The sequence below is a fragment of the Enterobacter cloacae complex sp. 677-3DZ2D5B genome (assembly GCF_004136695.1).
Classification (GTDB): domain Bacteria; phylum Pseudomonadota; class Gammaproteobacteria; order Enterobacterales; family Enterobacteriaceae; genus Enterobacter; species Enterobacter hormaechei_C.
The window spans coordinates 269048-295748 of the sequence record NZ_QFLS01000006.1 but is presented as its reverse complement, the minus strand read 5'-3'; the positions used below and the strand labels follow the sequence as shown (position 1 = coordinate 295748).

Sequence of the window (26701 nt, the reverse complement as noted above, 5' to 3'; positions counted from 1 at the left end):
GGTAATGCGACTGGTCGGCGGTGGTGGAAAGCCACTCCAGACGGGTGATGATGCCGTGCACTGCCTTCCCGCTGCGCATGCGCAGGGTGGCGTACTTCATCAGTACCTCTTCGGGGGTGAGGTTATCCTGCGGTGTGGTGAAGTCGATGGTCCATCGGAAGGGCTCGCTGAGCGCCTCGCGGCCCTTAAACCGCAGCACGTCGGGCGTGACGCGGGAGTCCGTAATGTCCAGGGTGTAACGGGTCTGTCCGTCGAAGAGCGCCAGCCAGTTATCCATAACAAAGACCTTTATCTTACTGTGGATAATAAACGACGCGATAGTTACATAACGCAAATTTGTTGTAAATAACGTAATTTTTTAAAAGGGGGACCTTTTTGCTGCGCAAATAAGAAGGAACAATTCACCATATGAATATTTGAAGTTGAGAATATTCAAACTGGCATCTCTCTATCCGCGCTTGATTGGATATATGGATGTACTGACTAAGTTGACAATATAAGCAAAGCAGTAACTATATGGTTAATGCGAATGTAGAGCGATTTTCTTCAGGATCAGATGCGAGATATTTGTAGGTTGATCGCCGTCACTTTTAGAAAAATGATGCCCAAATAACTCCGACATAAGAAAACTTTCCTCCAAACGCAGAAAAGCCTCATTAAACTTGTGACTTTTTTCTCCCGCTCTCCGGATATGATCTCCCCATACCAATAACTCACACCTGCACCTTCTGACTCGCAATCGCTGGCGATCGGAACCTTATAAAAACAACTAGTTACCCTACAAAATAAGCGAGTGCCCCATGATGAATATGGCAACAAACAGCAGTGTGATTGTGAGTGATTCCCCTGCGGCAAGGCGGGCGGGAATGAGCGAAAGCGAATGGCGAGAGGCGATTAAATTCGACAGCACCGATACGGGCTGGGTCATCATGAGTATCGGGATGGCTATCGGCGCGGGCATCGTTTTTCTTCCGGTGCAGGTCGGGTTAATGGGGCTGTGGGTGTTTTTACTCTCGTCGATAATTGGTTATCCGGCTATGTACCTGTTCCAGCGCCTGTTTATTAATACGCTGGCGGAATCACCGGAATGCAAAGATTACCCGAGCGTCATTAGCGGTTATTTAGGTAAAAACTGGGGCATCTTATTGGGTGCGCTTTATTTCGTGATGCTGGTGATCTGGATGTTTGTCTATTCCACGGCTATCACCAACGACAGCGCCTCCTATTTGCACACCTTCGGCGTAACCGACGGTTTGCTGTCGGAAAATCCGTTCTACGGCTTATTCCTGATCTGCATTCTGGTCGCTATCTCGTCGCGCGGTGAAAAACTGCTGTTTAAAGTCTCCAGCCTGATGGTGCTGACCAAATTATTTGTAGTGGCGGCGCTGGGTCTTTCGATGATTGGCCTCTGGCATTTAGCCAACGTCGGTATGCTGCCGCCGATGGGGCTGCTGATTAAAAACGCCATTATTACGCTGCCTTTCACCTTAACCTCCATTCTGTTTATTCAGACTTTAAGCCCGATGGTGATTTCCTATCGTTCACGGGAAAAATCCGTAGAGGTGGCGCGTCATAAAGCGCTGCGGGCAATGAATATCGCCTTTGGCGTGCTGTTTGTGACGGTCTTTTTCTACGCGGTTTCCTTCACGCTGGCGATGGGGCACGACGAGGCGGTAAAAGCCTACGAGCAGAATATTTCCGCCCTGGCAATCGCAGCACAGTTCATCAGCGGTGACGGTGCGGGCTGGGTCAAAATCGTCAGCGTGATCCTCAACATTTTCGCCGTGATGACCGCGTTCTTTGGCGTCTATCTCGGCTTTCGTGAGGCGACGCAGGGCATCGTAATGAACATCCTGCGCCGCAAAATGCCGGCGGAAAAAATCAATGAAAATGCCGTCCAGCGCGGGATTATGCTGTTCGCCATCCTGCTGGCCTGGAGCGCGATTGTATTAAACGCGCCGGTGCTGAGCTTCACCTCCATCTGTAGCCCTATTTTCGGGATGGTGGGCTGCTTAATTCCGGCGTGGCTGGTCTACAAAGTGCCCGCACTTCATAAATATAAAGGCGTATCGCTGGTAATTATCGTAATTACCGGGCTGCTGCTTTGTGTTTCTCCTTTCCTCGCCTTCTCATGAGGTTAAATAAGGTCGTAACGATGTCTGAGCAAATTAATCCTTTATGGAACCATTTTATTCGCGCTGTGCAGGAAGAGGTAAAGCCTGCGCTGGGCTGTACCGAACCCGTCTCGCTGGCGCTGGCGTGTGCGATGGCTGCCGGACAGCTTTCCGGTGAGGTAACGCGTATCGAGGCGTGGGTATCGCCGAACCTGATGAAAAACGGGCTTGGCGTAACGGTGCCCGGCACCGGTATGGTCGGTTTACCCATCGCGGCCGCGCTGGGGGCGACAGGCGGTAATGCGCACGCCGGGCTGGAAGTGTTGAAAGACGCGTCGGCCGAGGCGCTAACGCGCGCCAAAGCATTGCTGAACGCGGGTCTGGTGCAGGTAAAATTGCAGGAGCCGTGCGATGAGATCCTTTATTCACGCGCCTGCGTTTACGCCGGTGAATCCTCGGCGATGGTGACCATCGCTGGCGGGCACACTCGCGTGGTGGAGGTAGTTTGTCAGGGCGAAACGTGCTTCAGGCTTGACGATCGTCAGAGCCAGAACAACGACGATCCGCTGGCGGTACTCTCGACCACCACGCTGTCACAGATCCTTGAGTTTGTGGAGCAGGTGCCGTTCGACGCGATCCGCTTTATCCTTGATGCGGGGCGGCTGAACGATGCGCTCTCCCGCGAAGGTTTGCGTGGCAACTGGGGGCTGCATATTGGCGCGACGCTCAATAAACAGCGCGCACGCGGCTGGATGGCGCAGGATCTGGGTTCAGACATTATTATCCGCACCAGCGCAGCCTCGGATGCCCGCATGGGAGGCGCGACGCTGCCAGCGATGAGCAACTCGGGTTCCGGGAATCAGGGCATCACCGCCACCATGCCGGTAGTGGTGGTGGCTGAGCACGTTCAGGCTGATGACGAACGGCTGGCGCGGGCGCTGATGCTCTCGCATCTGTCGGCTATCTATATCCATTACCAGCTTCCGCGCTTGTCCGCGTTGTGCGCGGCGACAACCGCCGGAATGGGGGCAGCGGCGGGGATGGCGTGGCTGATGGGCGGATCTTACCAGACCATTGCCATGGCGATCGGCAGTATGATCGGCGACGTGAGCGGGATGATCTGCGATGGGGCTTCTAACAGCTGTGCAATGAAGGTCTCGACCAGCGTCACCAGCGCCTGGAAAGCCGTGATGATGGCGCTGGATGATACTGCGGTGACGGGTAACGAGGGGATTGTGGCGCACGACGTTGAACAGTCTATCTCTAACCTGTGCGCTCTGGCGTGCCGCTCAATGCAGGCGACGGACCGGCAGATCATTGAGATTATGGCGAGTAAGGTGTTGTGATCTAATCCAATCCGTTACCCCTCACCCTAACCCTCTCCCATAGGGAGAGGGAACCGATCGAGCGAGGGGCGTGTTGATCTTAAACCGGCAAATCAATCAACAGCGCGCGCAGCGGCGTATCGGCAACCAGAGTGATATTCGCTTCGTCACGAATAAACGCCCCGTCACCGCAGGTGAGCGCTTCTTTCTCTTCCGTATGCGTGACCGCATGCACCGTTCCGTGAATGGACTGCAAATAGGCTCGCGGGCCATGAAGCTGGAAGCTCGCCTGTTCACCTTTTTTCAGTTCGATATGGTGCAGCCACACCTGCTGGCGTAACTGCAAGCTGCCTTTGCTGCCGTCTGGCGAGGCAATCAGCTGCTGTTGATCGCCCTTCAGATCGATCTTTTGCACCAGCGGATTTTCCCGCTCCGGACAGGCATCCAGCCACAGCTGCATGCGGGTCAGCGTTTTATCTTTGCTGAGGTTATGCTCGCTGTAGCTAATACCTGGCTGCGTGGAAATTAACAGCGCCTCGCCAGCCTTCGCCTGGACATGATTGCCCTCGCTATCGCGGTATTCTGCCTCGCCTTCCAGGATCAGGTTCAGGATATCGACTTTCGGGTACGTGCGCGGCTGGAAGGACGCGCCCGGGGCGAGCACTTCCTGATTCAATACACGCAGTGAAGCGTAACCGAGGAGTTTAGGGTCAAAGTAGTGTCCAAAGGAAAAGGTGTAGCGGGCCTGCAACCAACCGAAATCGGCTTGTCCGCACTGTTTCGCTGTTCTTGTCGTAATCATAAACTTGACCTCTCTTTACACTAAATCAATGGTAAAGGTATGGACGCTGCATTGTTAGCCAGATATTCTGCCTGGTATGTTCAAATTTCCTGAATGAGAACGAGATGGCTAAAGAGAGAGCATTGACGCTTGAGGCGCTTCGCGTCATGGACGCGATTGACAGGCGCGGCAGTTTTGCCGCGGCGGCAGATGAACTGGGGCGCGTTCCGTCTGCGCTGAGCTACACCATGCAAAAGCTGGAAGAGGAGCTGGATGTTGTGCTCTTCGATCGCTCCGGTCATCGAACAAAATTCACCAACGTTGGGCGGATGCTGCTGGAGCGCGGCCGCGTATTGCTGGAAGCGGCGGATAAGCTGACGACCGATGCCGAAGCGCTGGCCCGCGGCTGGGAAACCCATCTGACGTTAGTGACCGAAGCGCTGGTGCCCACCGAAGCGCTGTTTCCGCTGGTGGACAGACTGGCCGCGAAAGCCAATACCCAGCTGTCGATCATCACCGAGGTGCTGGCCGGGGCATGGGAGCGTCTTGAGACGGGCAGGGCGGATATCGTGATTGCGCCAGACATGCATTTCCGCTCATCGTCAGAAATCAATTCGCGCAAGCTCTACAGCGTGATGAACGTCTACGTCGCCGCGCCGGATCACCCTATCCATCAGGAGCCGGAGCCGCTCTCTGAGGTCACGCGCGTGAAATACCGCGGCGTGGCGGTCGCGGATACCGCCCGAGAGCGCCCGGTGTTAACGGTACAGTTGCTGGATAAACAGCCGCGACTGACGGTAACGTCGCTGGAAGATAAGCGTCAGGCGCTCCTGGCGGGGCTGGGCGTGGCGACTATGCCGTACCCGTTTGTCGAAAAGGACATTGCAGAAGGGCGGCTGCGCGTCGTCAGCCCGGAATACACCAGCGAAGTGGATATTATTATGGCGTGGCGTCGCGATAGCATGGGCGAAGCCAAATCGTGGTGTTTGCGTGAAATTCCCAAGCTCTTTGCCCACCACAACAAATAAGCGTAGGCCCGGTAAGCGTAAGCGCCACCGGGCAGAATTTACGCGCTTGCCTTAGGATCCGGACCAAAGCGGTTTTCGCCCGGCGTTCCGCTCTGACAGTTGAAAATCAAAATCACGATCCAGCCGATAAGCGGGATCAACAGCAACAGCAGCCACCACGCCGAACGATCGGTGTCGTGGAGACGACGAAACAGTACGGCCCATGAAGGCAGCAGAACTAACACACCATAAATGGTGGTGAGAATGCCTTCACCCCCCTCGCGTTCCCAGCCGAGGATCTTGTCCACAATGCCCAGCACCATAATCAGGACGAAGTTCACCAGAACGAACATCCAGTACTCTTTACGGCGGGCACGGCCACCAAAACCAAAATAGTTGCGCAGTACCTTTAAATACCAGTCCATTTTTCCTTGCCTCTTAATCAGTCAATCACTTGTTTTCTAAGCGATCGAGGTAAGGATAGATGTATGCTGTGAATTAAAAAAGGGAATCAATTGATTCCCTAAATAATTATCCGAAACGCACGTCGCGCCCGTGCGCTTCATCCAGGTCCTGCCACGGGCCAATGGAGATAATGCCCGTTGGGTTGATGGTCTTATGACTGCGGAAATAATGGGTGCGAATATGGTCAAAATTGACCGTCTCCGCAATCCCCGGCATCTGATAGATGTCGCGCAGGAAACCGTGCAGGTTCAGATAATCGCTGATGCGATGCTTGTCGCACTTGAAGTGGGTGACATACACCGGATCGAAGCGGATCAGCGTCGTCCACAGGCGGATGTCTGCTTCGGTGAGGCGATCGCCCGTTAAATAACGATGCTGGCCGAGGATCTGCTCCAGGCGCTCCAGGGATCCAAACACGTTGCCGACCGCTTCGTCGTACGCTTCCTGACTGGTGGCAAAGCCCGCTTTATAGACGCCGTTGTTGACGTTGTCGTAGATCCAGCCGTTCAGCTCGTCAATTTTCTCGCGCAGCTCAACCGGGTAGTAATCCCCGGCGCGGGCGCCGTGCGCGTCAAACGCGGTATTGAACATGCGAATGATTTCAGCGGATTCATTGCTGACGATCGTCTGGTTTTTCTTGTCCCACAGCACCGGCACCGTTACGCGTCCGGTGTAGTGCGGATCGGCGCGCAGATAGAGCTGATACAGGAAATCGTGATGATAAAGCTCATCACCCGTCGCGGCAGGGAAGTCACTGTCGAACGTCCAGCCGTTTTCCAGCATCAGCGGGTTGACCACCGAAACCGGAATTAACGATTCGAGGCCTTTAAGCTTGCGCACAATCAGCGTGCGGTGCGCCCACGGACAGGCGAGAGAAACGTACAGATGATAACGATCTTTCTCCGCCGCGAAGCCGCCTTCGCCGCTCGGGCCGGGTGCGCCGTCGGCGGTCAGCCAGTTACGGAAGGCCGAAACAGAGCGCTTAAAGCGTCCACCGGTGGATTTGGTGTCATACCAGACATCCTGCCAGACGCCGTCTACGAGTTGTCCCATTTTTTTCTCCTCCGTCAGATAGCAAAAGCGAGGAGATGTCTCCTCGCTTTGAATGTAATCAGTATAGCGTGCTTACCACTTCTTATTCAGAAGACGGTCGATGCTGTAGGCGCCCGGGCCCGTGATAGCCAGCAGCAGGAAGCCACCCGCGATGGTCAGGTTTTTCATGAACATCAGGGAGTTCACGCCTTCCGCAAAGTTGCTGTGGAAGATGAACGCGGTCAGCAGGGTAAAGCCTGCGGTGAACAGCGCCGTGGTGCGTGTCAGGAAACCGAACAGCACTGCCAGGCCGCCGCCGAACTCAAGCAGAATGGTCAGTGGCAGCAGGAACCCCGGCACGCCCATCGCTTCCATATACTGCTGAGTGCCCGCATAGCCGGTAATTTTGCCCCAGCCTGCGGTGATGAACAGAATTGGCATCAGAATACGCGCTACCAGTACACCAACATCTTCTAATTTTTTCATTTTACTCTCCAGGAAACCACATCAGCGGCTAAACGTTATTTGCGTGCAAATTCGGGTAGATACCGCGTCTTTGCTGTCGATGGAGAGGAGTGTAAACGGGGCGGATGGCAATTGTTAGCAAGGAAAACTGTTAATCTTCTTCAAAGATATTGAGTAAGGGAGCGTGCGGGCTGGTGCCCTCACCCCATCCCTCTCCCACAGGGAGAGGGGGCAAAAACAAAAAACGGTAACCAGGGTTACCGTTTTGCTTTTTTCACCGCAACTGCTGCTGTCGCAGCGTGGTTTTCACCAGACGCCAGGCGCTCCAGGCGCCAAAGCCGCGACGTGCCCAGCGGATCAGCATGTTAGGATGCCGAACCGACCAGATCGCCATCACGCTGCTGCCGACCAGCGCCCATGAACGCAGGCTCAGGACCGTGTTCCAGCCGCGGTCAAACCGATGCGTGGCTTCAACCCAGTCGCGACGGCTGGCAGACAGATCCAGTCGCTGCTGCTGGATTTGGCTCAACAGATACGCTTTCCGCTTTTGACGTTCGGCTTTGTCGCTCACGACTTATCATCCTCCAGCAGGGCGCGGTCGTTGGCCAGCTCCTGGCGCGTATGACGCAGGAAGGTCGACGTGCGCGCTTTATGCAGGGTCCAGATACCGCCTATCAGCGCCGCCACCAGCAGAACCACGGTAGTCGCAATCATCGCGTTCAGACGATACTGTGGATCGATAGCCCAGATGATTAACACCATCAGGCTCATCAGACCAAACGCGGCAAAGAGCATCGTAAGCCCAAGCATGAGCAGCATCTGGAAGAGGTTGGCTTTCTCCTCTTCCAGCTCCACTACCGCAAGCCGGACGCGCGTTTCGGCAATCCCGACCAGCGTCGTAAGAATACGCTGGCCAATGCCGAGGACGTTTTTAGCAGGCCCTTGTGCGTGACGTGGATCTTCCATAATCAACGACGCGTCAGCAGGACACCCAGCACCACACCCACTGCGGCGCCAATACCCACACCCGTCCATGGATTATCACGTACATATTCGTCTGCGCGCGCAGCCGCTTCGCGGGTCTGTTTCGCCAGCGCATCACCGGTTTCACCCAGACGGTAACGGCTCTCTTTCAGTGCCTGCTCCGCTTTGCTGCGCAGTTTGCTGACTTCTTCTTTCGATTTATCGGCAGAAGAGTTCAGCACCTCTTCCAGGGTGTCCGCCAGGGATTTCAGTTCAGCGCGCAGATTTTCTGAAGTTGTATCTTTTGACATGATTCTCTCCTGTTGAGATTTCCGTTAACTCAATAATCGCGAGCTTCCAGCGCTTTCAGTTCGTCCTGCGCCTCTTGCAACTTCCTCTCGCGCTTGGCAATTTTTTCCGCATCACCTTTCTCTTTCGCTTCTTGCAGGTCTTGACGGCGCTCGGCTATCTCGTCCTTCTGTTCAGCGATTTTTTCCTGATGATCGGCACGCAGCTTGCTGTCCGTACAGTTGTCTTTCACTTCGCGCAACGCTTTTTTCAGTCCGTCGATCCGGTGCTGATTGTTATGCTTTTCGGCATAACTGATTTCGCGTTGGATATCCTGTTCTTTCTCCTGACAAAGAGACATAGCGAAGGAAGCTGTGCTTAAAGAAAAAAGGGCCAGAGCCAGGGTGATGCGGTATTTCATTATAGAAACCTTCCATTGTGTTACGGCGTAAGCCGTGTTCCAGAACTAAGCGGAGAACATCTGAGGGGTGCTCCGCGTACTTAAGCATAGTAAGTAAACGGGAGTTTCACCAAAGTAGGTGAAAATATTCGGAATATTAGTCGTTAACCAAATCGATGCGACGTGTCGCGTAACCGTGACATCCAGGAGGCGACGTGGCTGTCATCATCCTGTTGCGCAATGATGTAACCCTGCGGCAGCGTGCGGTCCAGCACGGCTTTCGCCGCGGCGCTTTGCGCACTGGAGTCAAATTTTATCAGCAGCACATCGTCTTGCGGCGTGATGCTCTTAAAGCGAATCCCGTTTGCGTCGAGATGATGCCAGATGGAAAAACCATCCGGCACGCTGGTTCCCTGGCTCACAGGACGGATAGCCAGCGTCGACTCCTGATGCTGTAGCGCAGACCACAGCAGGATAAGAGCGCTGAACATCATCAGCGCGACGATGGCGTAAGAGAAGCGGCGCAGCGCGAGCGGGGAGATAACCATCGTTAACCCCTGGCCCCGTATTTCTTCTTCCACAGTACGACCAGGGACCCGACCAGGCCAAACACCAGCAGAACGACGGGCAGCAGCATCAGGCAAGACATCAGTTGGTCTTCGTATTTCATAAAGACCGGCGTTTTACCCAGCGCGTAGCCGAGCGTGGTCAGGATCAGCACCCACAGCAAGCCGCTCATCCAGTTAAAGAACTGGAAGCGCGTGCTGCTCAGGCCGGACAGGCCCGCAATGGTGGGCAGTAGGGTGCGTACGAATGCGATAAAGCGGCCAATCAGCAAGGCGGAAAGCCCATGCTTATGGAAAAGGTGGTGCGCTCGCTGGTGGTAATGGGCCGGAAGGTGCGAAAGCCAGTTCTGAACGATTCGCGTGTTACCCAGCCATCGCCCCTGAATGTAACTCACCCAGCAGCCCAGGCTGGCGGCAATGGTTAAAAGCAGGACCGTTTGCGGGAAAGCCATCGCCCCTTTTGCACAAAGCACCCCGACCAGCACCAGCAGGCTGTCGCCCGGTAAAAAGGCAGCAGGCAGCAGACCGTTCTCAAGGAACAGGATCATAAATAATACAAAGTAGAGCATGCCAATCATGGACGGGTTGGCCAGCGTTTCGAAATCCTGAGCCCAGAGGGCGTTCAGTAGTTGGGTCAAAAGTTCCATTCAGTGTTCCTGGAAATCGGTTAACGTCACGCCTGTAATTCGGGAAATACAGCACGGCGACATTGTTATGATTTCATTATGGTCGCTCGCGGACACATTGATGTGTGGCCAACACTGTTCCCTGTTAATTGGCTGGTTAGCAAGCACTAACTTACAAAATAACGAAGTGAATCCAATTGTAACAAAGCCCGACGTTCTGCGTCACAGAATTTGAGGGGAAACACGATTTTGGCGTAAGCCACGGAGGGGAGCGAGAAATTTTACAAAGGCTGACACTATAGAGGTTTTCTTACCCTGTCTGGCCGGAAGGCGCGGCGGTGCGCCTGCCAGCAGTTCGGGGCGTTATTTTGCGAGATTGGTCGCGGTATCGAGGTGAACGACCGGATTATCGGCAAAAAGATAGCGGTCAGCGTTAAATTCAAAGTCATCACTTGTTTCATTAAACAGCATCTGTTTGGTGTTCTCCAGATGCTGCCACATTGCCAGTTTCGCCGCATGCGGATCTTTACGAATCAGGGCCTTAAGAATCTGGTCGTGATCGTCACACCAGTTATCTACCGTGCGGGAATCAATATGATCGTGCAATTTCTTCCAGTACGGGTTGTGAACGCGCTGAGTCCACATTTTTTCAACGATTGCCGCCAGCGCCGTGTTCTGAGTCGCAAGGGCGACCTGGACGTGGAATTGCAGGTCCCATTCAGAATCGCGGAAACATTTTTCTTTACGCGCGTGATCCTGGATTTCCATCAGCTTCATGATGTCCTGCTTGGTCACCTGCGTCGCAGCAAATTCCGCAATGTTGCTTTCAATCAGCTGGCGAGCCTGGAGAAGCTCAAACGGACCGTAGCTGGCAAACTCCAGACTTTCGTCCGGGGTGGGGGAGTGTTTCGCCTGGCTGGAAATCACATGAATGCCGGAACCTTTGCGTACCTCAACATACCCTTCCACTTCCAGCATGATGATGGCTTCGCGGACCACCGTGCGGCTGACGCTTTTTTCATCCGCAATGAAACGCTCAGCGGGAAGTTTATCACCGACAAGATAGACCCCTTGCTCGATGCGATCTTTCAGCTCGGCGGCAAGTTGTTGATATAAACGACGTGATTCGGTGATTTCCATATGCGCTCCAGGCAGGGTACGGCGAATGATTTGTTATACCACTTTTGCGTGCCAGTCTCCAGATTTCGCCATCAAAAAAGCCGCCCGGAGGCGGCTTTTGCGTCGTTCTTGCCGGGTGGCGCTACGCTTACCCGACCTACTATTTTATTGGATTTTGTAGGCCGGGTAAGGCGGAGCCGCCACCCGGCACAACAACGCTAACTCTGCGTCGCCGGTCCCCCGAGGGACTCTTTCGCAAGTTCATCTGCGGATTTGCTTTTCAGCACCGTCCAGATAACCACCGCACCCAACAGGTCGAAGACAGCCAGTACCGCGAACAGTGGGCTGAAACCAATCGTATCCGCCAGCGCGCCGACCACCAGCGCAAACAGGGTACTTGCGGTCCAGGCGGCCATCCCGGTCAGGCCGTTGGCGGTGGCGACTTCGTTACGACCAAACACGTCGGACGAGAGCGTAATCAGCGCACCGGACAGAGACTGGTGAGCAAAGCCCCCGATACACAGCAGGGCGATAGCCACGTAAGGGCTGGTGAACAGGCCGATCATACCCGGGCCGATCATCAGCAGGGCGCCCATGGTGACCACCATCTTACGGGACACAATCAGGTTCACGCCAAACCAGCGCTGGAACAGCGGTGGCAGGTAGCCGCCGACGATACAGCCCAGGTCTGCAAACAGCATTGGCATCCAGGCGAACATCGCGATCTCTTTCAGGTTAAAGCCGTAAACTTTAAACATGAACAGTGGGATCCAGGCGTTAAACGTACCCCAGGCCGGTTCTGCCAGGAAGCGTGGCAGGGCGATACCCCAGAACTGACGGGTGCCCAGGATCTGCCAGACGGACATCTTTTTGCCGTTGTCGGTCTGATGCTGGGATTCCTGACCATTAATAATGTAGTCACGTTCTTCGTCAGACAGCTTTTTCTGGTCGCGCGGGTGTTTATAGAAAATCAGCCACGCCATGGCCCAGGCAAAGCTCAGCACACCGGAGATGATGAACGCCATCTGCCAGCTGTGCATCACAATCGCCCACACCACCAGTGGCGGAGCAATCATCGCCCCGATGGAGGAGCCCACGTTGAAGTAACCGACAGCGATAGAACGCTCTTTTGCCGGGAACCATTCAGAGCTGGCTTTCAGACCCGCGGGGATCATCGCCGCTTCGGCAGCACCTACCGCACCACGCGCCAGCGCCAGTCCGCCCCAGCTGCCGGCCAGCGCGGTCGCCCCACAGAAGACGGCCCAGGCTACAGCGAAGAAGGCATAACCAATTTTTGTACCCAGAATATCAAGAACATAACCTGCAACAGGCTGCATTACGGTGTAAGCGGCAGAGTAAGCCGCAATGATGTAAGAGTATTGCTGCGTGGAGATATGTAACTCTTCCATCAACGTTGGCGCCGCTGCTGCCACGGTGTTACGTGTCAGGTAGCCCAGCACGGTGCCGAGCGTCACCAGTGCGATCATGTACCAACGTAACCCTTTAATTTTACGCATGTAAAACCTCATCGTTATGTTATTTCCGTGTCGGGACACGGCAACAACTCAACCGTTGCCGGGAGCTGTTCTGTAACGGGAGGGGCGTAACCGGGAACCTGTCCCGGAACGGCCCGAACCTTGCCATTAGTAATCGTGCTAAGTCGGCTTCCGTACCGTTAAATCCGATGTATCAAACACCGGTAATGCATTCCGTCGGCTTATAGTTTGCGACGGCGAAAAGATAACTTGTCATACAACTTTAAAAGGTGAGTGACATCACAAAAGTGTGAATCTTTGTAGGGACATTATGCGGCACGCGCAAAGCCAGAACTGGCGCGGCCTGAGAGAGGGTTTACCCCTTTGAGGGTAATTTATTTGTCGACGTTTATTGATCTAACTCACGAAAAAAACGTCGGACTCTGGAAATTGGTGTGATAACTTTGCAGCATCTGAACATAAGCTTTCTGACGCTCCCGTAATGAGGAAGACGATAATGACACCGTTTATGACCGACGATTTTCTGTTAGATACCGAATTTGCTCGCCGCCTGTACCACGACTACGCAAAAGACCAGCCGATTTTCGACTACCACTGCCATTTACCGCCGCAGCAGGTTGCCGAAAATTACCGTTTCAAAAACCTGTATGATATCTGGCTGAAGGGTGACCACTATAAGTGGCGCGCAATGCGCACCAACGGCGTGGCCGAGCGCCTGTGTACCGGCGACGCGACCGATCGCGAGAAGTTTGACGCCTGGGCCGCTACTGTTCCCCACACCATCGGTAACCCGTTATACCACTGGACTCACCTTGAACTGCGTCGTCCGTTTGGTATCACCGGCAAGCTGCTCTCTCCCGCCACGGCGGATGAAATCTGGGATCAGTGCAACGACCTGCTGGCGCAGGATAGCTTCTCGGCGCGCGGCATCATGAAGCAGATGAACGTGAAGATGGTGGGCACCACCGACGATCCGGTCGACACTCTGGAGCACCACGCGGTTGTCGCGAAGGACAGCACGTTTGACATCAAAGTGCTGCCAAGCTGGCGCCCGGATAAAGCCTTCAACATCGAGCTGCCGACCTTTAACGACTACATGGCGAAGCTGGCGGAAGTGTCTGACACCGATATCCGTCGCTTTGGCGATCTGCAAACCGCGCTGACCAAACGTCTGGATCACTTTGCCGCACACGGCTGTAAAGTGTCTGACCACGCGCTGGACGTAGTGCTGTTCGCGGAATCCAGCGAAGCTGAGCTGGACAGCATTCTGGCGCGTCGTCTCTCCGGCGAAGCCCTGAGTGAGCACGAAGTGGCGCAGTTTAAAACGGCGGTACTGGTATTCCTCGGTGCGGAATATGCCCGCCGCGGCTGGGTTCAGCAGTATCACATCGGCGCGCTGCGTAATAACAACCAGCGTCAGTTCAAACTGCTGGGCGCGGACGTGGGCTTTGACTCCATCAACGACCGTCCGATGGCGGAAGAGCTGTCAAAACTGCTGAGCAAACAGAACGAGCAAAACCTGCTGCCAAAAACCATCCTTTACTGCCTGAACCCACGCGATAACGAAGTGCTGGGCACCATGATCGGCAACTTCCAGGGCGAAGGGATGCCGGGCAAGATGCAGTTCGGTTCCGGCTGGTGGTTTAACGATCAGAAAGACGGCATGGAGCGTCAGATGACGCAGCTGGCGCAGCTCGGCCTGTTGAGCCGCTTCGTTGGCATGCTGACCGACAGCCGCAGTTTCCTCTCCTATACCCGCCATGAATATTTCCGCCGCATTCTGTGCCAGATGATTGGCCGCTGGGTGCACGCGGGCGAAGCGCCAGCGGATATCCAGCTGCTGGGCGAAATGGTGAGAAACATCTGCTTTAACAATGCGCGTGACTACTTCGCCATTGAACTGAACTAAGGCCGTTTGAGGTTGATATGCAATACATCAAAATCCATTCGCTGGATAACGTTGCCGTCGCGCTGGCCGATTTAGCCGAAGGGACGGAAGTGACCTTCGACAACCAGTCGGTGACGTTACGCCAGGCCATTGGACGTGGACATAAGTTTGCCCTGATCCCCATCGCGAAAGGGGAGAACGTGGTGAAGTACGGTTTGCCCATCGGTCATGCGCTGGCGGATATTGCGCCGGGTGAATACATTCATTCCCACAATACCCGCACCAATCTCAGCGATCTGGACGAGTACAGCTATCAACCTGACTTCCAGGCAGAAGAAGGACAGGCGGCCGATCGTGAGGTGCAGATCTACCGCCGCGCCAGCGGCGAGGTGGGGATCCGCAATGAACTGTGGATCCTCCCGACCGTCGGCTGCGTGAACGGGATCGCGCGTCAAATTCAGACGCGTTTCCTGAAAGAGACTAACAATGCTGAAGGCACCGACGGCGTGCATCTGTTCAGCCACACCTATGGTTGTTCCCAGCTGGGCGACGACCACATCAATACCCGCACCATGCTGCAAAATATGGTGCGCCACCCGAACGCGGGGGCGGTGCTGGTGATTGGCCTCGGCTGTGAAAACAATCAGGTTGACGCCTTCCGCGATACGCTGGGCGAGTTCGATCCTGAGCGCGTGCACTTTATGGTGTGTCAGCACCAGGACGACGAAGTGGAAGCGGGCGTTGAACAACTGCACCAGCTGTACGAGGTGATGCGTCACGACAAGCGCGAGCCGGGCAAGCTGAGCGAACTGAAGTTTGGCCTGGAGTGCGGCGGGTCTGACGGGCTTTCCGGCATTACCGCTAACCCGATGCTGGGCCGCTTCTCGGATTACGTGATTGCCAACGGCGGCACCACGGTGCTGACCGAAGTGCCGGAGATGTTCGGCGCAGAGCGCATTCTGATGAGCCACTGTCGCGACGAAGAGACGTTTGAGAAGACCGTCACCATGGTGAACGACTTCAAACAGTACTTCATTGCCCACAATCAGCCGATTTACGAGAACCCGTCGCCGGGGAACAAGGCGGGCGGAATCACCACGCTGGAGGAGAAATCCCTCGGCTGCACCCAGAAAGCGGGGGCCAGCCAGGTGGTGGACGTTCTGCGCTACGGCGAACGCCTGAAAACCCACGGCCTGAACCTGCTGAGCGCACCGGGTAACGATGCGGTCGCCACCAGCGCGCTGGCGGGGGCGGGCTGCCATATGGTGCTGTTCAGTACCGGCCGCGGTACGCCGTACGGCGGGTTTGTGCCGACGGTTAAAATTGCCACCAACAGCGAGCTGGCGGCAAAGAAAAAGCACTGGATCGATTTCGACGCAGGGCAGCTGATCCACGGCAAAGCGATGCCGCAGCTGCTGAGCGAGTTCGTGGACGCTATCGCAGAGTTCGCCAGCGGCAGGCAGACCTGTAACGAGAAGAACGACTTCCGCGAGCTGGCGATTTTTAAGAGTGGTGTGACGCTGTAAGCTGGGTGCGGGCTGGTGCCCTCACCCCAACCCTCCCCACAGGGAGAGGGTGCAAACACTAAAAACGGCAACACATGTTGCCGTTTTGCATTTACCTTGTAGGCCCGGTAAGGCGTAGCCGCCACCGGGCTTTTCTTTTTAACTGCGCAGGGCGTTCTTCGCTAAACGCGCATCTTCCGCCTGACAGGCTGCGGCGGTAAACAGCACGTCGGTAGAGGAGTTCAGCGCAGTCTCGCAGGAATCCTGCAATACGCCGATAATGAAGCCGACCGCGACAACCTGCATGGCAATCTCGTTCGGGATACCGAACATGTTACAGGCCAGCGGGATCAGCAGCAGCGATCCGCCCGCCACGCCGGATGCGCCACAGGCACACAGTGATGCAACGACGCTCAGCAGCAGCGCGGTTGGCAGATCCACCGGAATACCCAGCGTATGCACCGCCGCCAGCGTCAGCACGGTGATGGTGATCGCCGCACCCGCCATGTTCACGGTCGCACCCAGCGGGATCGACACGGAATAGGTATCGCGATCCAGGTTCAGCTTCTCCGCCAGCGCCATGTTGACCGGAATGTTCGCCGCCGAGCTGCGGGTAAAGAAGGCATACACGCCGCTCTCGCGCAGGCAAGTCAGCACCAGCGGATACGGGTTGCGGCGGATCTGCCAGAACACCAGCAGCGGGTTGATCACCAGCGCCACCAGCAGCATACAGCCGACCAGGACGACCAGCAGCTGCGCGTAGCCCCACAGTGCGTCGAAACCGGTAGTGGCCAGCGTCGAAGAAACCAGACCAAAGATACCGACTGGTGCAAAGCGAATCACCAGCTTCACCATGAAAGTCACGGCATTGGACAAATCGTTGACCAGGTTTTTCGTGGTCTCGTTGCCATGACGCAGCGCGAAGCCCAGACCAATCGCCCAGACCAGGATGCCAATGTAGTTTCCGCTCATCAGTGCGGTGATGGGGTTAGAGACCATGCTCATCAGCAGGCCGCGAAGGACTTCCACAATCCCGGACGGCGGGGTGATATCACCGGCCGCGCTGGTCAGGTGCAGCGTAGACGGGAACAGGAAGCTAAACACAACGGCCGTTAAGGCAGCAGAGAAGGTTCCCAGCAGATACAGGAACAGAATAGGGCGAATGTTGGTTTTTTGTCCGTGCTGGTGGTTGGCAATCGACGCCATCACCAGCATCAGCACCAGTACCGGGGCGACGGCCTTCAGGGCGCCCACAAACAGCGTCCCGAGCAGTCCCGTGGCCTCCGCGGCAGGTTTCGACACCATGGCCAGCAGAATACCCAGTACCAACCCGACCAGAATTTGTTTTACAAGACTGCCCTGCGCCAGGCGCGCGAACAGACCGCGTGATTGTGTGCTCATACGTTATTCCTGAGTGAAATTGCGTTCCATCCTGGATGTGCTCTAAGTCACATTTATTTCCGGATGTAAGTAAATGTTTGCCTGGTCGAGTATAGGGAATACGTGAAAGGAGGGAAGCGTAAAATGCTGGATTTTACGTGTTGCGTCATGTTTTTTAACTATTGGTTAACGAAAGCGCCGGGTAGCGCTACGCTTACCCGGCCTGCATTGCATTTCCCCCTCTCCCTGTGGGAGAGGGTTGGGGTGAGGGCATCAGCCCGCACCGAACGTTGCACTAAACCTGCTGCTTCTTATCGTGCTGGCGGTTAACCCAGGTATTGATAATCAGCGTCACCAGCAGAATGCCAAACACCACGCCGAGCGAAATGGCGATCGGGATATGGTAGAAATCGACGATCAGCATCTTGATACCGATAAACACCAGAATCACCGACAGGCCGTACTTCAGCATTGAGAAGCGCTCTGCCGCGCCTGCCAGCAGGAAGTACATCGCACGCAGGCCGAGGATGGCGAACAGATTCGAGGTCAGAACGATGAACGGGTCGGTGGTAACTGCGAAGATAGCCGGGATACTGTCCACCGCGAAAATCACGTCGCTCAGCTCGACCAGAATCAGCACCAGCAGCAGCGGGGTGGCGAACAGCAGGCCGTTCTTACGCACGAAGAAATGCTCGCTCTCGATCTTGTCCGTCATGCGCAGATGACCCCGGAACCACTTCACCAACGGCTTATCACCGATACCGGTATCGTCTTCTTTCGCCAGCGCCATTTTGACCCCGGTGAACAGCAGGAACGCACCAAATACATACAACAGCCATTCGAACTGGGTAATCAGCCAGCTACCGGCGAAGATCATGATGGTACGCAGGACAATAGCGCCCAGAACGCCGTACACCAGCACGCGGCGTTGCAGAGCCGCAGGCACGGCGAAGTAACTGAACAGCATCAGCCAGACGAAGACGTTATCAACCGCCAGTGCTTTTTCAATCAGATAGCCGGTGAGGAAGGCGAGTGCCTGAGGATCGGCCACCGCGCGGCCTTCGGTTGAGGCCAGATACCACCAGAAGGCGGCGCAGAAAAGAAGTGAGAGGGTAACCCATACCAGCGACCAGACGGCGGCTTGCTTGACGCTCATGCCGTGTTCGCCGCGACGACCCTGCAAAAAGAGGTCGATCGCCAGCATGATGAGCACGACAACCGCGAATCCGCCCCACAGCATTGGAGTGCCGACAGAATGCATACTATTTTCCTTACACATAAAAAACAAAAACGGCTATGGTCAGAAGACGATAGCCGTTAGCTTTTTATGCATAGACCTCGCCTTCCGGCAAGGTCTCACTTACAACCTCGAAGGTTGCCCGGCGACCGGATGCGGTTTTGCACGCATCGTAATGACGATCCACCGGCGAAGAAGTTACTCCCCTTTGCAGGTAACAAATTATGTCAGACCATCGGTTTCGTCAATGGTCTGCACGATTTCATTACACAGCTTTACGCGACGGCTTCCACATTCACGCCGTCTGCGGGGAAAATCACGCCAGTCTGTCGGCGGATCTCCGTTTGCAGCTTCGCCGTGGTGCGGCTGATTGCCAGCCCCGGGTGGTTCACTTCGTTGTCTTCTACCAGACGGGCGAAGACCTCTGCCTCATAGAGCATAGTGTTAATATGCTGAGGCTGCGTCAGCTCCTGCGCTTTGCCGCCGCGGGGAACGATGCTTAGCTTCTGGCATTCGGAGATTTTTTCGATCACCAGCGAGCCGTCTTCGCCCTGAATTTCGCTTGGCAGTACGGAGTCACTGACCTTCGAGTGCTGCAACGTCACGCTGAAATCACCGTAGTCCAGCACCACAACGCCATGTGCATCCACGCCGCTCTCCAGCAGGCTGGCGGTGGCCGTTACGCCGTGCGGTTCACCCCACAGGGCGACCGCAGAGGCCAGGCAGTAAAAACCGATATCCATAATCGAGCCATTCGAGAAGGCCGGGTTAAAGGTGTTCGGGTTTTCGCCGTCCAGGTAGCGCTGGTAGCGCGAGGAATACTGGCAGTAGTTGATAAAGGCTTTACGCACTTTGCCAATTTTCGGCAGGGACTGCTGCAACAGCAGGAAGTTCGGCAGGCTGGCGGTTTTGAACGCTTCAAACAGCACCACCTGGTTTTCCCGGGCAAGCGCAATGGCGGCTTCCACTTCCTCAATATTCGAGGCCAGCGGCTTCTCGCAAATCACGTGTTTTTTGTGGCTGAGGAACAGCTTCGTTTGCGGGAAATGCAGAGAATTCGGGCTGGCAATATAGACCGCGTCAATGACGTCGCTTTGCGCCATCTCATCGAGCGAGGTGAACAGATGTTCAACCAGGTAGTCATTCGCAAAACTCTGCGCCTGCTCAAGGCTGCGGGAATAGACTGCGGTGAGCTTATATTTGCCGGTTTCGTGGGCGGCGTCGACGAACTGGCGCGTGATCCAGTTCGTACCGATGACTGCGAAACGTATCATAAACGTTTACGTACTCCGTAGCAGGGAACTTAAAACCACTGTAGCACGTCATCATGACATTTCGCGTGCGCTACTGCGCATTACTCTTTAACGATAAATGCGTCAGCCACAAACGGGTATCAAACTCCCGCTGGTGGTACTGTGGCTCCATGTGGCAGCACAGGGAATAGAAGGCTTTGTCGTGCTCTTTCTCTTTCAGGTGCGCCAGCTCGTGCACCACGATCATCCGCAGAAAGGCTTCCGGCGCGTTGCGAAAGACGGTCGCGACGCGGATCTCCGCTTTAGCCTTCAGCTTGCCGCCCTGCACGCGGGAGATGGCGGTATGCAGGCCGAGCGCGTTTTTCAGCACATGGATCTTATTGTCGTACATCACCTTGTTGATCGGCGGGGCGCTCTTAAGATACTGGTTTTTCAGATCCTGCGTATACTGCCAGAGGGCTTTGTCAGTCGCGAAATCATGCGTGCCCGGGTAGCGTTTTTCCAGCACCGCACCGAGCTTTCCCGCGGCAATCAGGTCACGAACCTGGGAAAGTAAATGCTCCGGATAGCCCTGGAGATAAGTCAGCTGGTTCATCAAAACCCCAAAATAGTGTGAAAACGGGTATACTCACGCACCCTTTTCAGGGATACGCCAAATTTTACCATTCAGGAGGGCCGATGAGCCACTTAGACAACGGTTTCCGTTCACTCAACCTTAAACGTTTCCCGGAAACGGACGACGTGAACCCGCTTCAGGCGTGGGAAGCGGCGGATGAATATCTGCTGCAACAGTTGGATGAGACTGAAATCAGCGGCCCGGTTCTGATCCTGAATGACGCGTTTGGCGCGCTGGCCTGCGCGCTGGCGGAACATGCGCCTTACAGTATCGGCGATTCTTACTTAAGCGAACTGGCGACGCGTGAAAACCTGCGCCATAACGACATCGAAGAGTCCAGCGTGAAGTTCCTCGACAGCACCGCGGACTACCCGCAGGCGCCGGGCGTGGTGCTGATTAAGGTGCCAAAAACCATGGCGCTGCTGGAGCAGCAACTGCGCGCGCTGCGTAAAGTCGTCACGCCAGAAACCCGCATTATCGCGGGTGCCAAAGCGCGTGATATTCACACCTCGACGCTGGAGCTGTTCGAGAAGGTCCTCGGCCCGACCACCACGACGCTTGCCTGGAAAAAAGCACGCCTGATCAACTGCACCTTCAGCGCACCGGCGCTGGCCGACGCGCCAGAAACGCTGAGCTGGAAACTGGAAGGTACCGACTGGACCATCCACAACCACGCGAACGTCTTTTCCCGTACCGGTCTGGATATCGGGGCGCGTTTCTTTATGGAACATCTGCCGGAAAATCTGGAAGGGGAAATTGTCGACCTGGGCTGCGGCAATGGCGTGATTGGCCTGACGCTGCTGGCGAAGAACCCGGAGGCCAGCGTGGTGTTCAGCGACGAATCGCCAATGGCGGTGGCCTCCAGCCGTCTGAACGTGGAAACTAACCTGCCTGAAGCGCTGGATCGCTGCGAGTTTATGATCAATAACGCGCTGTCGGGCGTAGAGCCTTTCCGCTTCAACGCGGTATTCTGTAACCCGCCGTTCCACCAGAAGCACGCCCTGACGGATAACGTCGCGTGGGAGATGTTCCACCACGCGCGCCGCTGCCTGAAAATCAACGGCGAGCTGTATATCGTGGCGAACCGCCACCTGGACTACTTCCACAAGCTGAAGAAGATTTTCGGCAACTGCGTCACCATTGCCACCAATAACAAATTCGTGGTGCTGAAAGCGGTGAAGCTGGGGCGTCGTCGCTAAATAACCAGTGCAAGCTGGGTGCCCTGCGCAATCGCCCGCCGCGCATCCAGCTCCATCGCCACGTCGCACCCGCCGATCAAATGCACCGTTTTACCCGCTTCGCGCAGCGGATCGGCCAGATCGCGCTTTGGCTCCTGTCCGGCGCACAAAATCACATGATCCACGCGCAGCAGCTGCGGTTCACTACCGATCAGCACATGCAGCCCGTCGTCGTCGATCTTCTGGTAGCTCACCGCCGGGATCATCTTCACCCCGCGCGAGAGCAGGGTGGCGCGGTGGATCCAGCCAGTGGTTTTGCCCAGCCCTTCACCCGGCTTGCTGGCCTTACGCTGGAGCATCACGATCTGACGCGGGCTTTTCGGCAGCTGCGGCCCTTCCGGGCGTAAACCGCCGGACTGACTGAGACTGGTATCAATGCCCCATTCCACGCAGAACTCAGCGATGTTCTGGCTGGTGGCTTCGCCCGGCTGGCTTAAATACATCGCGGTATCAAAACCGATCCCGCCGCAGCCGATAATCGCCACCTTCTCGCCAACCGGTGCTTTGTCGCGCAGCACGTCCAGATAGCTCAATACCTTCGGATGATCGATACCTTCGATCGCAGGGGTGCGCGGGGCGATCCCACTCGCGAGGATCACCTCGTCGAAACCGATCAGATCCGCCGCGCTGACAAACTGGTTAAGCCGCAGCTCGACGCCCGTCAGCTCGATCATCCGGCGGTAGTAGCGCAGCGTTTCGTAGAACTCCTCTTTGCCGGGGATCTGTCTGGCGATAGTAAATTGCCCGCCGATCTCCGCCAGCGCATCAAACAGCGTCACGCTGTGCCCGCGCGAGGCGGCATTGACCGCAAACGCCAGGCCCGCCGGGCCTGCGCCCACCACGGCCAGGCGTTTTTTATTGACCGTCGTAACCACCGGCATTTTGGTTTCATGGCAGGCGCGGGGGTTAACGAGGCAGGAGGTGACTTTGCCAGCGAAGATTTGATCCAGACAGGCCTGGTTACAGCCGATGCAGGTATTGATCTCATCCGCACGGCCGCTTTGCGCTTTGGAGAGCAGTTCGGCATCCGCGAGGAACGGACGCGCCATCGAGACCATATCGGCGTCGCCGCGGGAGATCACATCGTCCGCCACCTGCGGGTCGTTAATGCGGTTCGTTGTTACCAGCGGAACGGAGACTTTGCCTTTCAGCTTGCGCGTTACCCAGCTGAACGCCGCACGCGGCACCGGCGTGGCGATGGTGGGGATGCGCGCTTCGTGCCAGCCAATCCCGGTGTTGATAATGGTGGCACCGGCGGCTTCAATTGCCTGCGCCAGCTGCACGGTTTCGTCGAAGGTGCCGCCGCCTTCCACCAGGTCGAGCATCGACAGGCGGAAGATGATAATAAAATCCGCACCCGCACGTTCACGCACCGCGCGCACCACCTCCACGGCAAAACGCATGCGGCGGGCATAGTCGCCACCCCATTCGTCGTCGCGCTGGTTGGTGCGTGCGGCGAGAAATTCGTTAATCAGATAGCCTTCAGAGCCCATCACCTCCACGCCGTCGTAGCCTGCTTCCCTTGCCAGCGCGGCGCAGCGGGCAAAATCGTCGATCAGCGCCAGGATCTCGTCGTGGCTAAGGGCGTGAGGAGTAAAGCGGTTAATCGGCGCCTGAATAGCCGAGGGGGCAACCAGGTTCGGTTGATAGCTGTAGCGCCCGGTATGCAGAATTTGCAGGGCGATTTTGCCGCCCTCGCGGTGGACCGCGTCGGTCACAATGCGGTGGTGCGACAGTTGTGACGCATCATTCAACACCGCGCCGCCCTCCATCGTCACCCCGGAAGGGGCAGGGGCTACGCCGCCGGTGACAATCAGCGCCACCCCGTGGCGCGCGCGTTCGGCATAGAAGGCTGCCAGACGTTCAGCCCCGTCCGGACGCTCCTCCAGCCCGGTGTGCATTGAGCCCATCAGCACGCGGTTTTTGAGGGTGGTGAACCCCAGATCGAGAGGGGCGAATAACGACGGGTAGCGGCTCATAGTCTCTTCCAGTGTAAAATTATTGTTATGTGGTCGGATGAGTTACTAATTTAGCCAGCGGGGAGTAAAAGGGAAAAGGGGAATGCGGTGAATGTGATGGGATTCAAATATTAGTGTGGCCTGATGCCCTCTCCCTAAGGGAGAGGGGACTTAATCTCCCTCTCCCTTAGGGAGAGGGCCGGGTTGAGGGGGATGCCCGCACCAGCCCCGGTGCCTGCCACATCGACGTGGTCAGCCCGCTGTCCACCAGCCCGAGCTGGTCGGCGTACACCGCCTGCCATTTCTGCATCATGCCGTCGTACAGTTCCCGGTGCTGCGGGTTTGGCGTGAACTCGCGGCTCCACTTCACCAGCCGCTCGCCCGTCGAAGCCATATCCGCAAACAGCCCCGCGCCAGCTCCTGCGGCAATGGCACAGCCGAGCGCCGTTGCCTCTTTAACTTCCGGCACGCGCACCGGCAGGCCGGTAACGTCGCTTAAAATCTGACTCCACAGGGCGCCTTTGGCCCCGCCGCCCGCAAACACCAGACTCTCAAACGTCACGCCGGAGAAGCGCGAAATCTGCGCCAGGTTGCAGGCCGAGACGATCGCCGCGTTCTCCTCCAGAGCGCGGAACAGCGTCGCTTTGTTGCACTTTTCCGGGTCGATGGAGAGGTTAATAAACGACGGCGCGGCGTGATACCACTGCTTAAAATGCATCGCGTCGGAGAAGATTGGCATCACGCCGTGGGAGCCCGCCGGGACGCGGCTCGCCATCTCTTCCAGCAGGGAATAGGTGTCCATCCCCATCCGCTCTGCAATCAGCTTTTCCTCGGCGCAAAAGGCGTCGCGGAACCAGCGCATGGTCAGCCCGGTAAAGAAGCTGATCGACTCCGCCTGCACCATGCCGGGGATGACGTGCGGGTTCACGCGGATGTTCATGTCGGGGTCGGTGCGTACCTGCGGCAGATTGACCACCTGCTGCCAGAAGGTGCCGCCCAGCACCGCCGTTTGTCCGGCGCGGACCACGCCCAGCCCCAGACAGCCCAGCTGCACGTCGCCGCCGCCCATCACCACCGGCGTGCCTTCACGCAGGCCGCACTGCTGCGCGGCTTCTTTCGTGACGGCCCCCAGCACGGTGCCGGTCTCTTTCACCGGGGAAAGGATATCGGCGCGCAGCCCGGCCATGTCGAGCAGCGCCGGACGCCAGTCGCGGGAGAAGAGATCCAGCATACCGGTGGTGCCCGCATTGGACGGGTCCACCGCCAGCTCGCCGGAGAGCTTCGCCGCCAGCCAGTCGCTGATCATGGTGATAGTCGCAGCCTTGCGGTAAATATCCGGACGGTGGTGCGCCAGCCACAGCAGGCGCGGCATGGCGCTCAGCGCCAGCGTCTGGCCGGAGACCTCATACACTTCGGATTCAAACCGGTAGTCGTGGATCTCTTTGAGTTCAGCCACCTCGCGGCTGGCGCGGGCGTCGACGTTGGCGCAGGCCCAGATAGCCTCGCCGTTGCGGTCGTACAGCACAATCCCTTCGCGCATCGAGCAGCAGGCGACGGACTGAATATCCGCCGCGCTAAGCCGTGCGCGCTCCAGCGCCTGCTGAATACACCGGCAGGCCAGCCGCCAGTTGGTGTCGAGGTCGAACTCCATCGAGCCCGGCACGTTCTCCACGCTCAGGTGCTTCCACTCGGCCTGGCCAACGGCAATCTGGTTGCCCTGTAAATCGAAAATCACGGCGCGAACGCTGCCTGTCCCTGCATCTAACGCTAAAAGGTAACTCATGAGCTTGCCTCGCTGTTAGCGCAGGGCTGCTCTTATCCGGCCAGAGCCAGCACCGCGCGGGCTGTCGTCTCTTCCGTCACCAGGCCATTAATACGGCGACCTTTCAGTGCGGCATAAATCGCATCGGCTTTCTCTTCCCCTCCGGCCACGCCGACAATGGTGGGCAGCTGCGCCAGTTCATCGAGCGTGACGCCCAGTAATTCTTTGTGGATCTCCAGCTCCTCGACGCATTCCCCTTCGGCATTGAGGAAATAGCCGAGGATATCGCCCACCGCGCCTTTACGGGCGTACATCAGCTGTTCACCTTCGCTGATATAGCCGGAGCGCAGGATCGTTGCGTCGCGGCGCTGGTTTACCGAGCCAATCCCGACCACCGCCACGTCAGCCGCGGTGGCGGCGAGGATCACGTCCCGCACGCTGGTTTCGCGCTTTAAGATCCCGGCGACTTCAGCGGATGACACGCGAAGCGGGGCGGGGATCATGCTGACGCTACAAGCCGCATCCAGCTGGCCGATACCGGTCATATACGGCCCGACGCCGCCGGAAAGCGTCACCAGGCGGATCTGCTGCGAGCTGATAAAGCCGCTTAAGTGTTGCAGACTGCTCATGGTGGTTTCACCGAACCCCACCGCTAACAGCTGGCCGGGCTCCAGCACGCCCATCAGCGACTGCGCCGCGCCAATGCCCAGCCGCACGTTCATCGGCGGGGTATTCAGGGCAGGCATCACGCGCACCAGCTTCAGGCCAAAGCGCTGCTGTAGCTCGGTTTCCAGCGCCAGGCAGCCCTCGTAGCGGGAGTTGATCTGCACGCGGATCACCCCGGACTGACGGCCCTTCTCCAGCAGGCGGGAGATCTTCAGGCGCGGCAGCCCGAGCCGTTCGCCGATGTCGTTCTGGGTCAGCCCGTCGTGGTAGTAGCACCAGGCCACGCGCGCCACCAGCTCCTCTTCCGCCAGTGCCAGCCCGGCAAACCGTCCTTCTTCCGCAGTGCGTTTATCGCTCATAATTGAACTCTTATAAAAATTTAGATCATATGTTCGTGATGGCGCGACGTGAAAATGTGAGCCACGCGACAAAACGGATCATTTCGATCGATTCCGGTTTATCTAAATCTCAATCGATAAAATTGTGATCCCTGCACGGTTGTAAATATAGTTCACCGTCTACGCTTTTGAACATTATTAAATCTAAAAATC

26 protein-coding genes are annotated in these 26701 nt (G+C 56.7%); 6 read left to right on the top strand and 20 right to left on the bottom strand.

Going from position 1 to position 26701, the window contains the following annotated elements:
• On the bottom strand, positions 1–277 hold a 277-nt coding region (locus DD597_RS11250; RefSeq protein ID WP_370325993.1), incomplete at its 3' end, for a contractile injection system protein, VgrG/Pvc8 family.
• A gap of 526 nt (positions 278–803) precedes the next feature.
• Between DD597_RS11250 and DD597_RS11245 the strand changes: the two genes are divergently transcribed.
• Positions 804–2135: an amino acid permease gene (locus tag DD597_RS11245; RefSeq protein ID WP_022649483.1), complete on the top strand. Its 1332-nt coding sequence runs from the start codon at positions 804–806 to the stop codon at positions 2133–2135.
• A 20-nt stretch (positions 2136–2155) separates the two neighbouring features.
• The gene (locus DD597_RS11240) at positions 2156–3460 is read left to right on the top strand and encodes a serine dehydratase subunit alpha family protein (RefSeq protein WP_022651889.1); all 1305 of its coding nucleotides are present in this window, start codon (positions 2156–2158) and stop codon (positions 3458–3460) included.
• Between the two features lie 79 nt (positions 3461–3539).
• Here DD597_RS11240 and DD597_RS11235 read toward each other — a convergent pair whose 3' ends face one another.
• Positions 3540–4241 carry a pirin family protein gene (locus DD597_RS11235; RefSeq protein WP_003862658.1) on the bottom strand — a complete coding sequence of 234 codons (702 nt, stop codon included), beginning with the start codon at positions 4239–4241 and terminating at the stop codon, positions 3540–3542.
• 104 nt (positions 4242–4345) lie between these two features.
• Here DD597_RS11235 and yhaJ point away from each other — a divergent pair, with 104 nt between their 5' ends.
• On the top strand, positions 4346–5248 hold the full coding sequence (yhaJ, locus tag DD597_RS11230) for a DNA-binding transcriptional regulator YhaJ (protein ID WP_003862655.1): 903 nt from the start codon (positions 4346–4348) through the stop codon (positions 5246–5248).
• A gap of 38 nt (positions 5249–5286) precedes the next feature.
• Here the strand turns inward: yhaJ and DD597_RS11225 are convergent, their stop codons facing one another.
• The 11 genes from DD597_RS11225 to DD597_RS11175 all read right to left on the bottom strand — a co-directional run bounded on the left by DD597_RS11225 (position 5287) and on the right by DD597_RS11175 (position 12668).
• On the bottom strand, positions 5287–5652 hold the full coding sequence (locus tag DD597_RS11225) for a DUF805 domain-containing protein (RefSeq protein WP_000384149.1): 366 nt from the start codon (positions 5650–5652) through the stop codon (positions 5287–5289).
• Between the two features lie 106 nt (positions 5653–5758).
• Entirely contained in the window at positions 5759–6745 is a 987-nt protein-coding gene (locus tag DD597_RS11220; RefSeq protein WP_129256187.1) for a glutathione S-transferase family protein, read from the bottom strand.
• Between the two features lie 72 nt (positions 6746–6817).
• The gene (locus DD597_RS11215) at positions 6818–7210 is read right to left on the bottom strand and encodes a DoxX family protein (RefSeq protein ID WP_003862651.1); all 393 of its coding nucleotides are present in this window, start codon (positions 7208–7210) and stop codon (positions 6818–6820) included.
• Between the two features lie 253 nt (positions 7211–7463).
• Positions 7464–7760 carry a YqjK-like family protein gene (locus DD597_RS11210; protein WP_003862649.1) on the bottom strand — a complete coding sequence of 99 codons (297 nt, stop codon included), beginning with the start codon at positions 7758–7760 and terminating at the stop codon, positions 7464–7466.
• Positions 7757–8155, bottom strand: coding sequence for a phage holin family protein (locus DD597_RS11205; protein ID WP_003862647.1), 399 nt, complete (start codon positions 8153–8155; stop codon positions 7757–7759). The genes DD597_RS11210 and DD597_RS11205 overlap by 4 nt, the downstream gene beginning before the upstream one ends.
• A 2-nt stretch (positions 8156–8157) precedes the next feature.
• A complete protein-coding gene (locus DD597_RS11200) occupies positions 8158–8463 on the bottom strand; it encodes a YqjD family protein (RefSeq protein ID WP_003862645.1) in 306 nt (101 codons plus the stop codon).
• Positions 8464–8492: 29 nt separating this feature from the next.
• Entirely contained in the window at positions 8493–8861 is a 369-nt protein-coding gene (locus DD597_RS11195) for a DUF1090 domain-containing protein (protein ID WP_003862642.1), read from the bottom strand.
• Between the two features lie 143 nt (positions 8862–9004).
• Complete coding sequence (gene mzrA / locus DD597_RS11190) at positions 9005–9388, bottom strand: EnvZ/OmpR regulon moderator MzrA (RefSeq protein ID WP_003862640.1); 384 nt, start codon at positions 9386–9388, stop codon at positions 9005–9007.
• A gap of 2 nt (positions 9389–9390) precedes the next feature.
• Complete coding sequence (yqjA, locus tag DD597_RS11185; protein WP_003862638.1) at positions 9391–10053, bottom strand: DedA family general envelope maintenance protein YqjA; 663 nt, start codon at positions 10051–10053, stop codon at positions 9391–9393.
• A 342-nt stretch (positions 10054–10395) separates the two neighbouring features.
• Positions 10396–11172 carry a transcriptional regulator ExuR gene (gene exuR / locus DD597_RS11180; RefSeq protein WP_003862635.1) on the bottom strand — a complete coding sequence of 259 codons (777 nt, stop codon included), beginning with the start codon at positions 11170–11172 and terminating at the stop codon, positions 10396–10398.
• A gap of 197 nt (positions 11173–11369) precedes the next feature.
• The gene (locus tag DD597_RS11175) at positions 11370–12668 is read right to left on the bottom strand and encodes an MFS transporter (protein ID WP_003862634.1); all 1299 of its coding nucleotides are present in this window, start codon (positions 12666–12668) and stop codon (positions 11370–11372) included.
• Between the two features lie 475 nt (positions 12669–13143).
• Between DD597_RS11175 and uxaC the strand changes: the two genes are divergently transcribed.
• Entirely contained in the window at positions 13144–14556 is a 1413-nt protein-coding gene (gene uxaC / locus DD597_RS11170) for a glucuronate isomerase (protein ID WP_003862632.1), read from the top strand.
• Between the two features lie 17 nt (positions 14557–14573).
• The gene (locus DD597_RS11165; protein ID WP_003862630.1) at positions 14574–16061 is read left to right on the top strand and encodes a UxaA family hydrolase; all 1488 of its coding nucleotides are present in this window, start codon (positions 14574–14576) and stop codon (positions 16059–16061) included.
• A 138-nt stretch (positions 16062–16199) separates the two neighbouring features.
• Here DD597_RS11165 and sstT read toward each other — a convergent pair whose 3' ends face one another.
• The 4 genes from sstT to DD597_RS11145 form a co-directional block, all read right to left on the bottom strand.
• Positions 16200–17441 (bottom strand): serine/threonine transporter SstT, encoded by a 1242-nt coding sequence (gene sstT, locus DD597_RS11160; RefSeq protein ID WP_003862628.1) that lies wholly within the window; start codon positions 17439–17441, stop codon positions 16200–16202.
• A gap of 274 nt (positions 17442–17715) precedes the next feature.
• On the bottom strand, positions 17716–18681 hold the full coding sequence (locus DD597_RS11155) for a TerC family protein (protein ID WP_003862625.1): 966 nt from the start codon (positions 18679–18681) through the stop codon (positions 17716–17718).
• A gap of 251 nt (positions 18682–18932) precedes the next feature.
• Positions 18933–19931 carry a Gfo/Idh/MocA family protein gene (locus DD597_RS11150; protein WP_063944494.1) on the bottom strand — a complete coding sequence of 333 codons (999 nt, stop codon included), beginning with the start codon at positions 19929–19931 and terminating at the stop codon, positions 18933–18935.
• A gap of 70 nt (positions 19932–20001) precedes the next feature.
• Positions 20002–20505 (bottom strand): M48 family metallopeptidase, encoded by a 504-nt coding sequence (locus DD597_RS11145; RefSeq protein ID WP_063944493.1) that lies wholly within the window; start codon positions 20503–20505, stop codon positions 20002–20004.
• A gap of 83 nt (positions 20506–20588) precedes the next feature.
• Here DD597_RS11145 and rlmG point away from each other — a divergent pair, with 83 nt between their 5' ends.
• The gene (rlmG, locus tag DD597_RS11140) at positions 20589–21725 is read left to right on the top strand and encodes a 23S rRNA (guanine(1835)-N(2))-methyltransferase RlmG (protein WP_045332921.1); all 1137 of its coding nucleotides are present in this window, start codon (positions 20589–20591) and stop codon (positions 21723–21725) included.
• Here rlmG and DD597_RS11135 read toward each other — a convergent pair.
• The 3 genes from DD597_RS11135 to lsrR form a co-directional block, all read right to left on the bottom strand.
• Entirely contained in the window at positions 21722–23743 is a 2022-nt protein-coding gene (locus DD597_RS11135; protein WP_129256186.1) for an NADPH-dependent 2,4-dienoyl-CoA reductase, read from the bottom strand. The genes rlmG and DD597_RS11135 overlap by 4 nt on opposite strands.
• A 166-nt stretch (positions 23744–23909) precedes the next feature.
• Positions 23910–25505, bottom strand: coding sequence for an autoinducer-2 kinase (gene lsrK / locus DD597_RS11130; RefSeq protein WP_129256185.1), 1596 nt, complete (start codon positions 25503–25505; stop codon positions 23910–23912).
• 32 nt (positions 25506–25537) lie between these two features.
• The gene (gene lsrR, locus DD597_RS11125) at positions 25538–26509 is read right to left on the bottom strand and encodes a transcriptional regulator LsrR (protein ID WP_023295481.1); all 972 of its coding nucleotides are present in this window, start codon (positions 26507–26509) and stop codon (positions 25538–25540) included.
• Positions 26510–26701 lie beyond the last annotated feature (192 nt).

Coding starts and splice junctions, on each gene's coding strand:
- DD597_RS11245 (WP_022649483.1), top strand. CDS start 804: ATGAATATGGCAACAAACAGCAGTGTGATTGTGAGTGATTCCCCTGCG.
- DD597_RS11240 (WP_022651889.1), top strand. CDS start 2,156: ATGTCTGAGCAAATTAATCCTTTATGGAACCATTTTATTCGCGCTGTG.
- DD597_RS11235 (WP_003862658.1), bottom strand. CDS start 4,241: ATGATTACGACAAGAACAGCGAAACAGTGCGGACAAGCCGATTTCGGT.
- yhaJ (WP_003862655.1), top strand. CDS start 4,346: ATGGCTAAAGAGAGAGCATTGACGCTTGAGGCGCTTCGCGTCATGGAC.
- DD597_RS11225 (WP_000384149.1), bottom strand. CDS start 5,652: ATGGACTGGTATTTAAAGGTACTGCGCAACTATTTTGGTTTTGGTGGC.
- DD597_RS11220 (WP_129256187.1), bottom strand. CDS start 6,745: ATGGGACAACTCGTAGACGGCGTCTGGCAGGATGTCTGGTATGACACC.
- DD597_RS11215 (WP_003862651.1), bottom strand. CDS start 7,210: ATGAAAAAATTAGAAGATGTTGGTGTACTGGTAGCGCGTATTCTGATG.
- DD597_RS11205 (WP_003862647.1), bottom strand. CDS start 8,155: ATGGAAGATCCACGTCACGCACAAGGGCCTGCTAAAAACGTCCTCGGC.
- DD597_RS11200 (WP_003862645.1), bottom strand. CDS start 8,463: ATGTCAAAAGATACAACTTCAGAAAATCTGCGCGCTGAACTGAAATCC.
- DD597_RS11195 (WP_003862642.1), bottom strand. CDS start 8,861: ATGAAATACCGCATCACCCTGGCTCTGGCCCTTTTTTCTTTAAGCACA.
- mzrA (WP_003862640.1), bottom strand. CDS start 9,388: ATGGTTATCTCCCCGCTCGCGCTGCGCCGCTTCTCTTACGCCATCGTC.
- yqjA (WP_003862638.1), bottom strand. CDS start 10,053: ATGGAACTTTTGACCCAACTACTGAACGCCCTCTGGGCTCAGGATTTC.
- exuR (WP_003862635.1), bottom strand. CDS start 11,172: ATGGAAATCACCGAATCACGTCGTTTATATCAACAACTTGCCGCCGAG.
- DD597_RS11175 (WP_003862634.1), bottom strand. CDS start 12,668: ATGCGTAAAATTAAAGGGTTACGTTGGTACATGATCGCACTGGTGACG.
- uxaC (WP_003862632.1), top strand. CDS start 13,144: ATGACACCGTTTATGACCGACGATTTTCTGTTAGATACCGAATTTGCT.
- DD597_RS11165 (WP_003862630.1), top strand. CDS start 14,574: ATGCAATACATCAAAATCCATTCGCTGGATAACGTTGCCGTCGCGCTG.
- sstT (WP_003862628.1), bottom strand. CDS start 17,441: ATGAGCACACAATCACGCGGTCTGTTCGCGCGCCTGGCGCAGGGCAGT.
- DD597_RS11155 (WP_003862625.1), bottom strand. CDS start 18,681: ATGCATTCTGTCGGCACTCCAATGCTGTGGGGCGGATTCGCGGTTGTC.
- DD597_RS11150 (WP_063944494.1), bottom strand. CDS start 19,931: ATGATACGTTTCGCAGTCATCGGTACGAACTGGATCACGCGCCAGTTC.
- DD597_RS11145 (WP_063944493.1), bottom strand. CDS start 20,505: ATGAACCAGCTGACTTATCTCCAGGGCTATCCGGAGCATTTACTTTCC.
- rlmG (WP_045332921.1), top strand. CDS start 20,589: ATGAGCCACTTAGACAACGGTTTCCGTTCACTCAACCTTAAACGTTTC.
- DD597_RS11135 (WP_129256186.1), bottom strand. CDS start 23,743: ATGAGCCGCTACCCGTCGTTATTCGCCCCTCTCGATCTGGGGTTCACC.
- lsrK (WP_129256185.1), bottom strand. CDS start 25,505: ATGAGTTACCTTTTAGCGTTAGATGCAGGGACAGGCAGCGTTCGCGCC.
- lsrR (WP_023295481.1), bottom strand. CDS start 26,509: ATGAGCGATAAACGCACTGCGGAAGAAGGACGGTTTGCCGGGCTGGCA.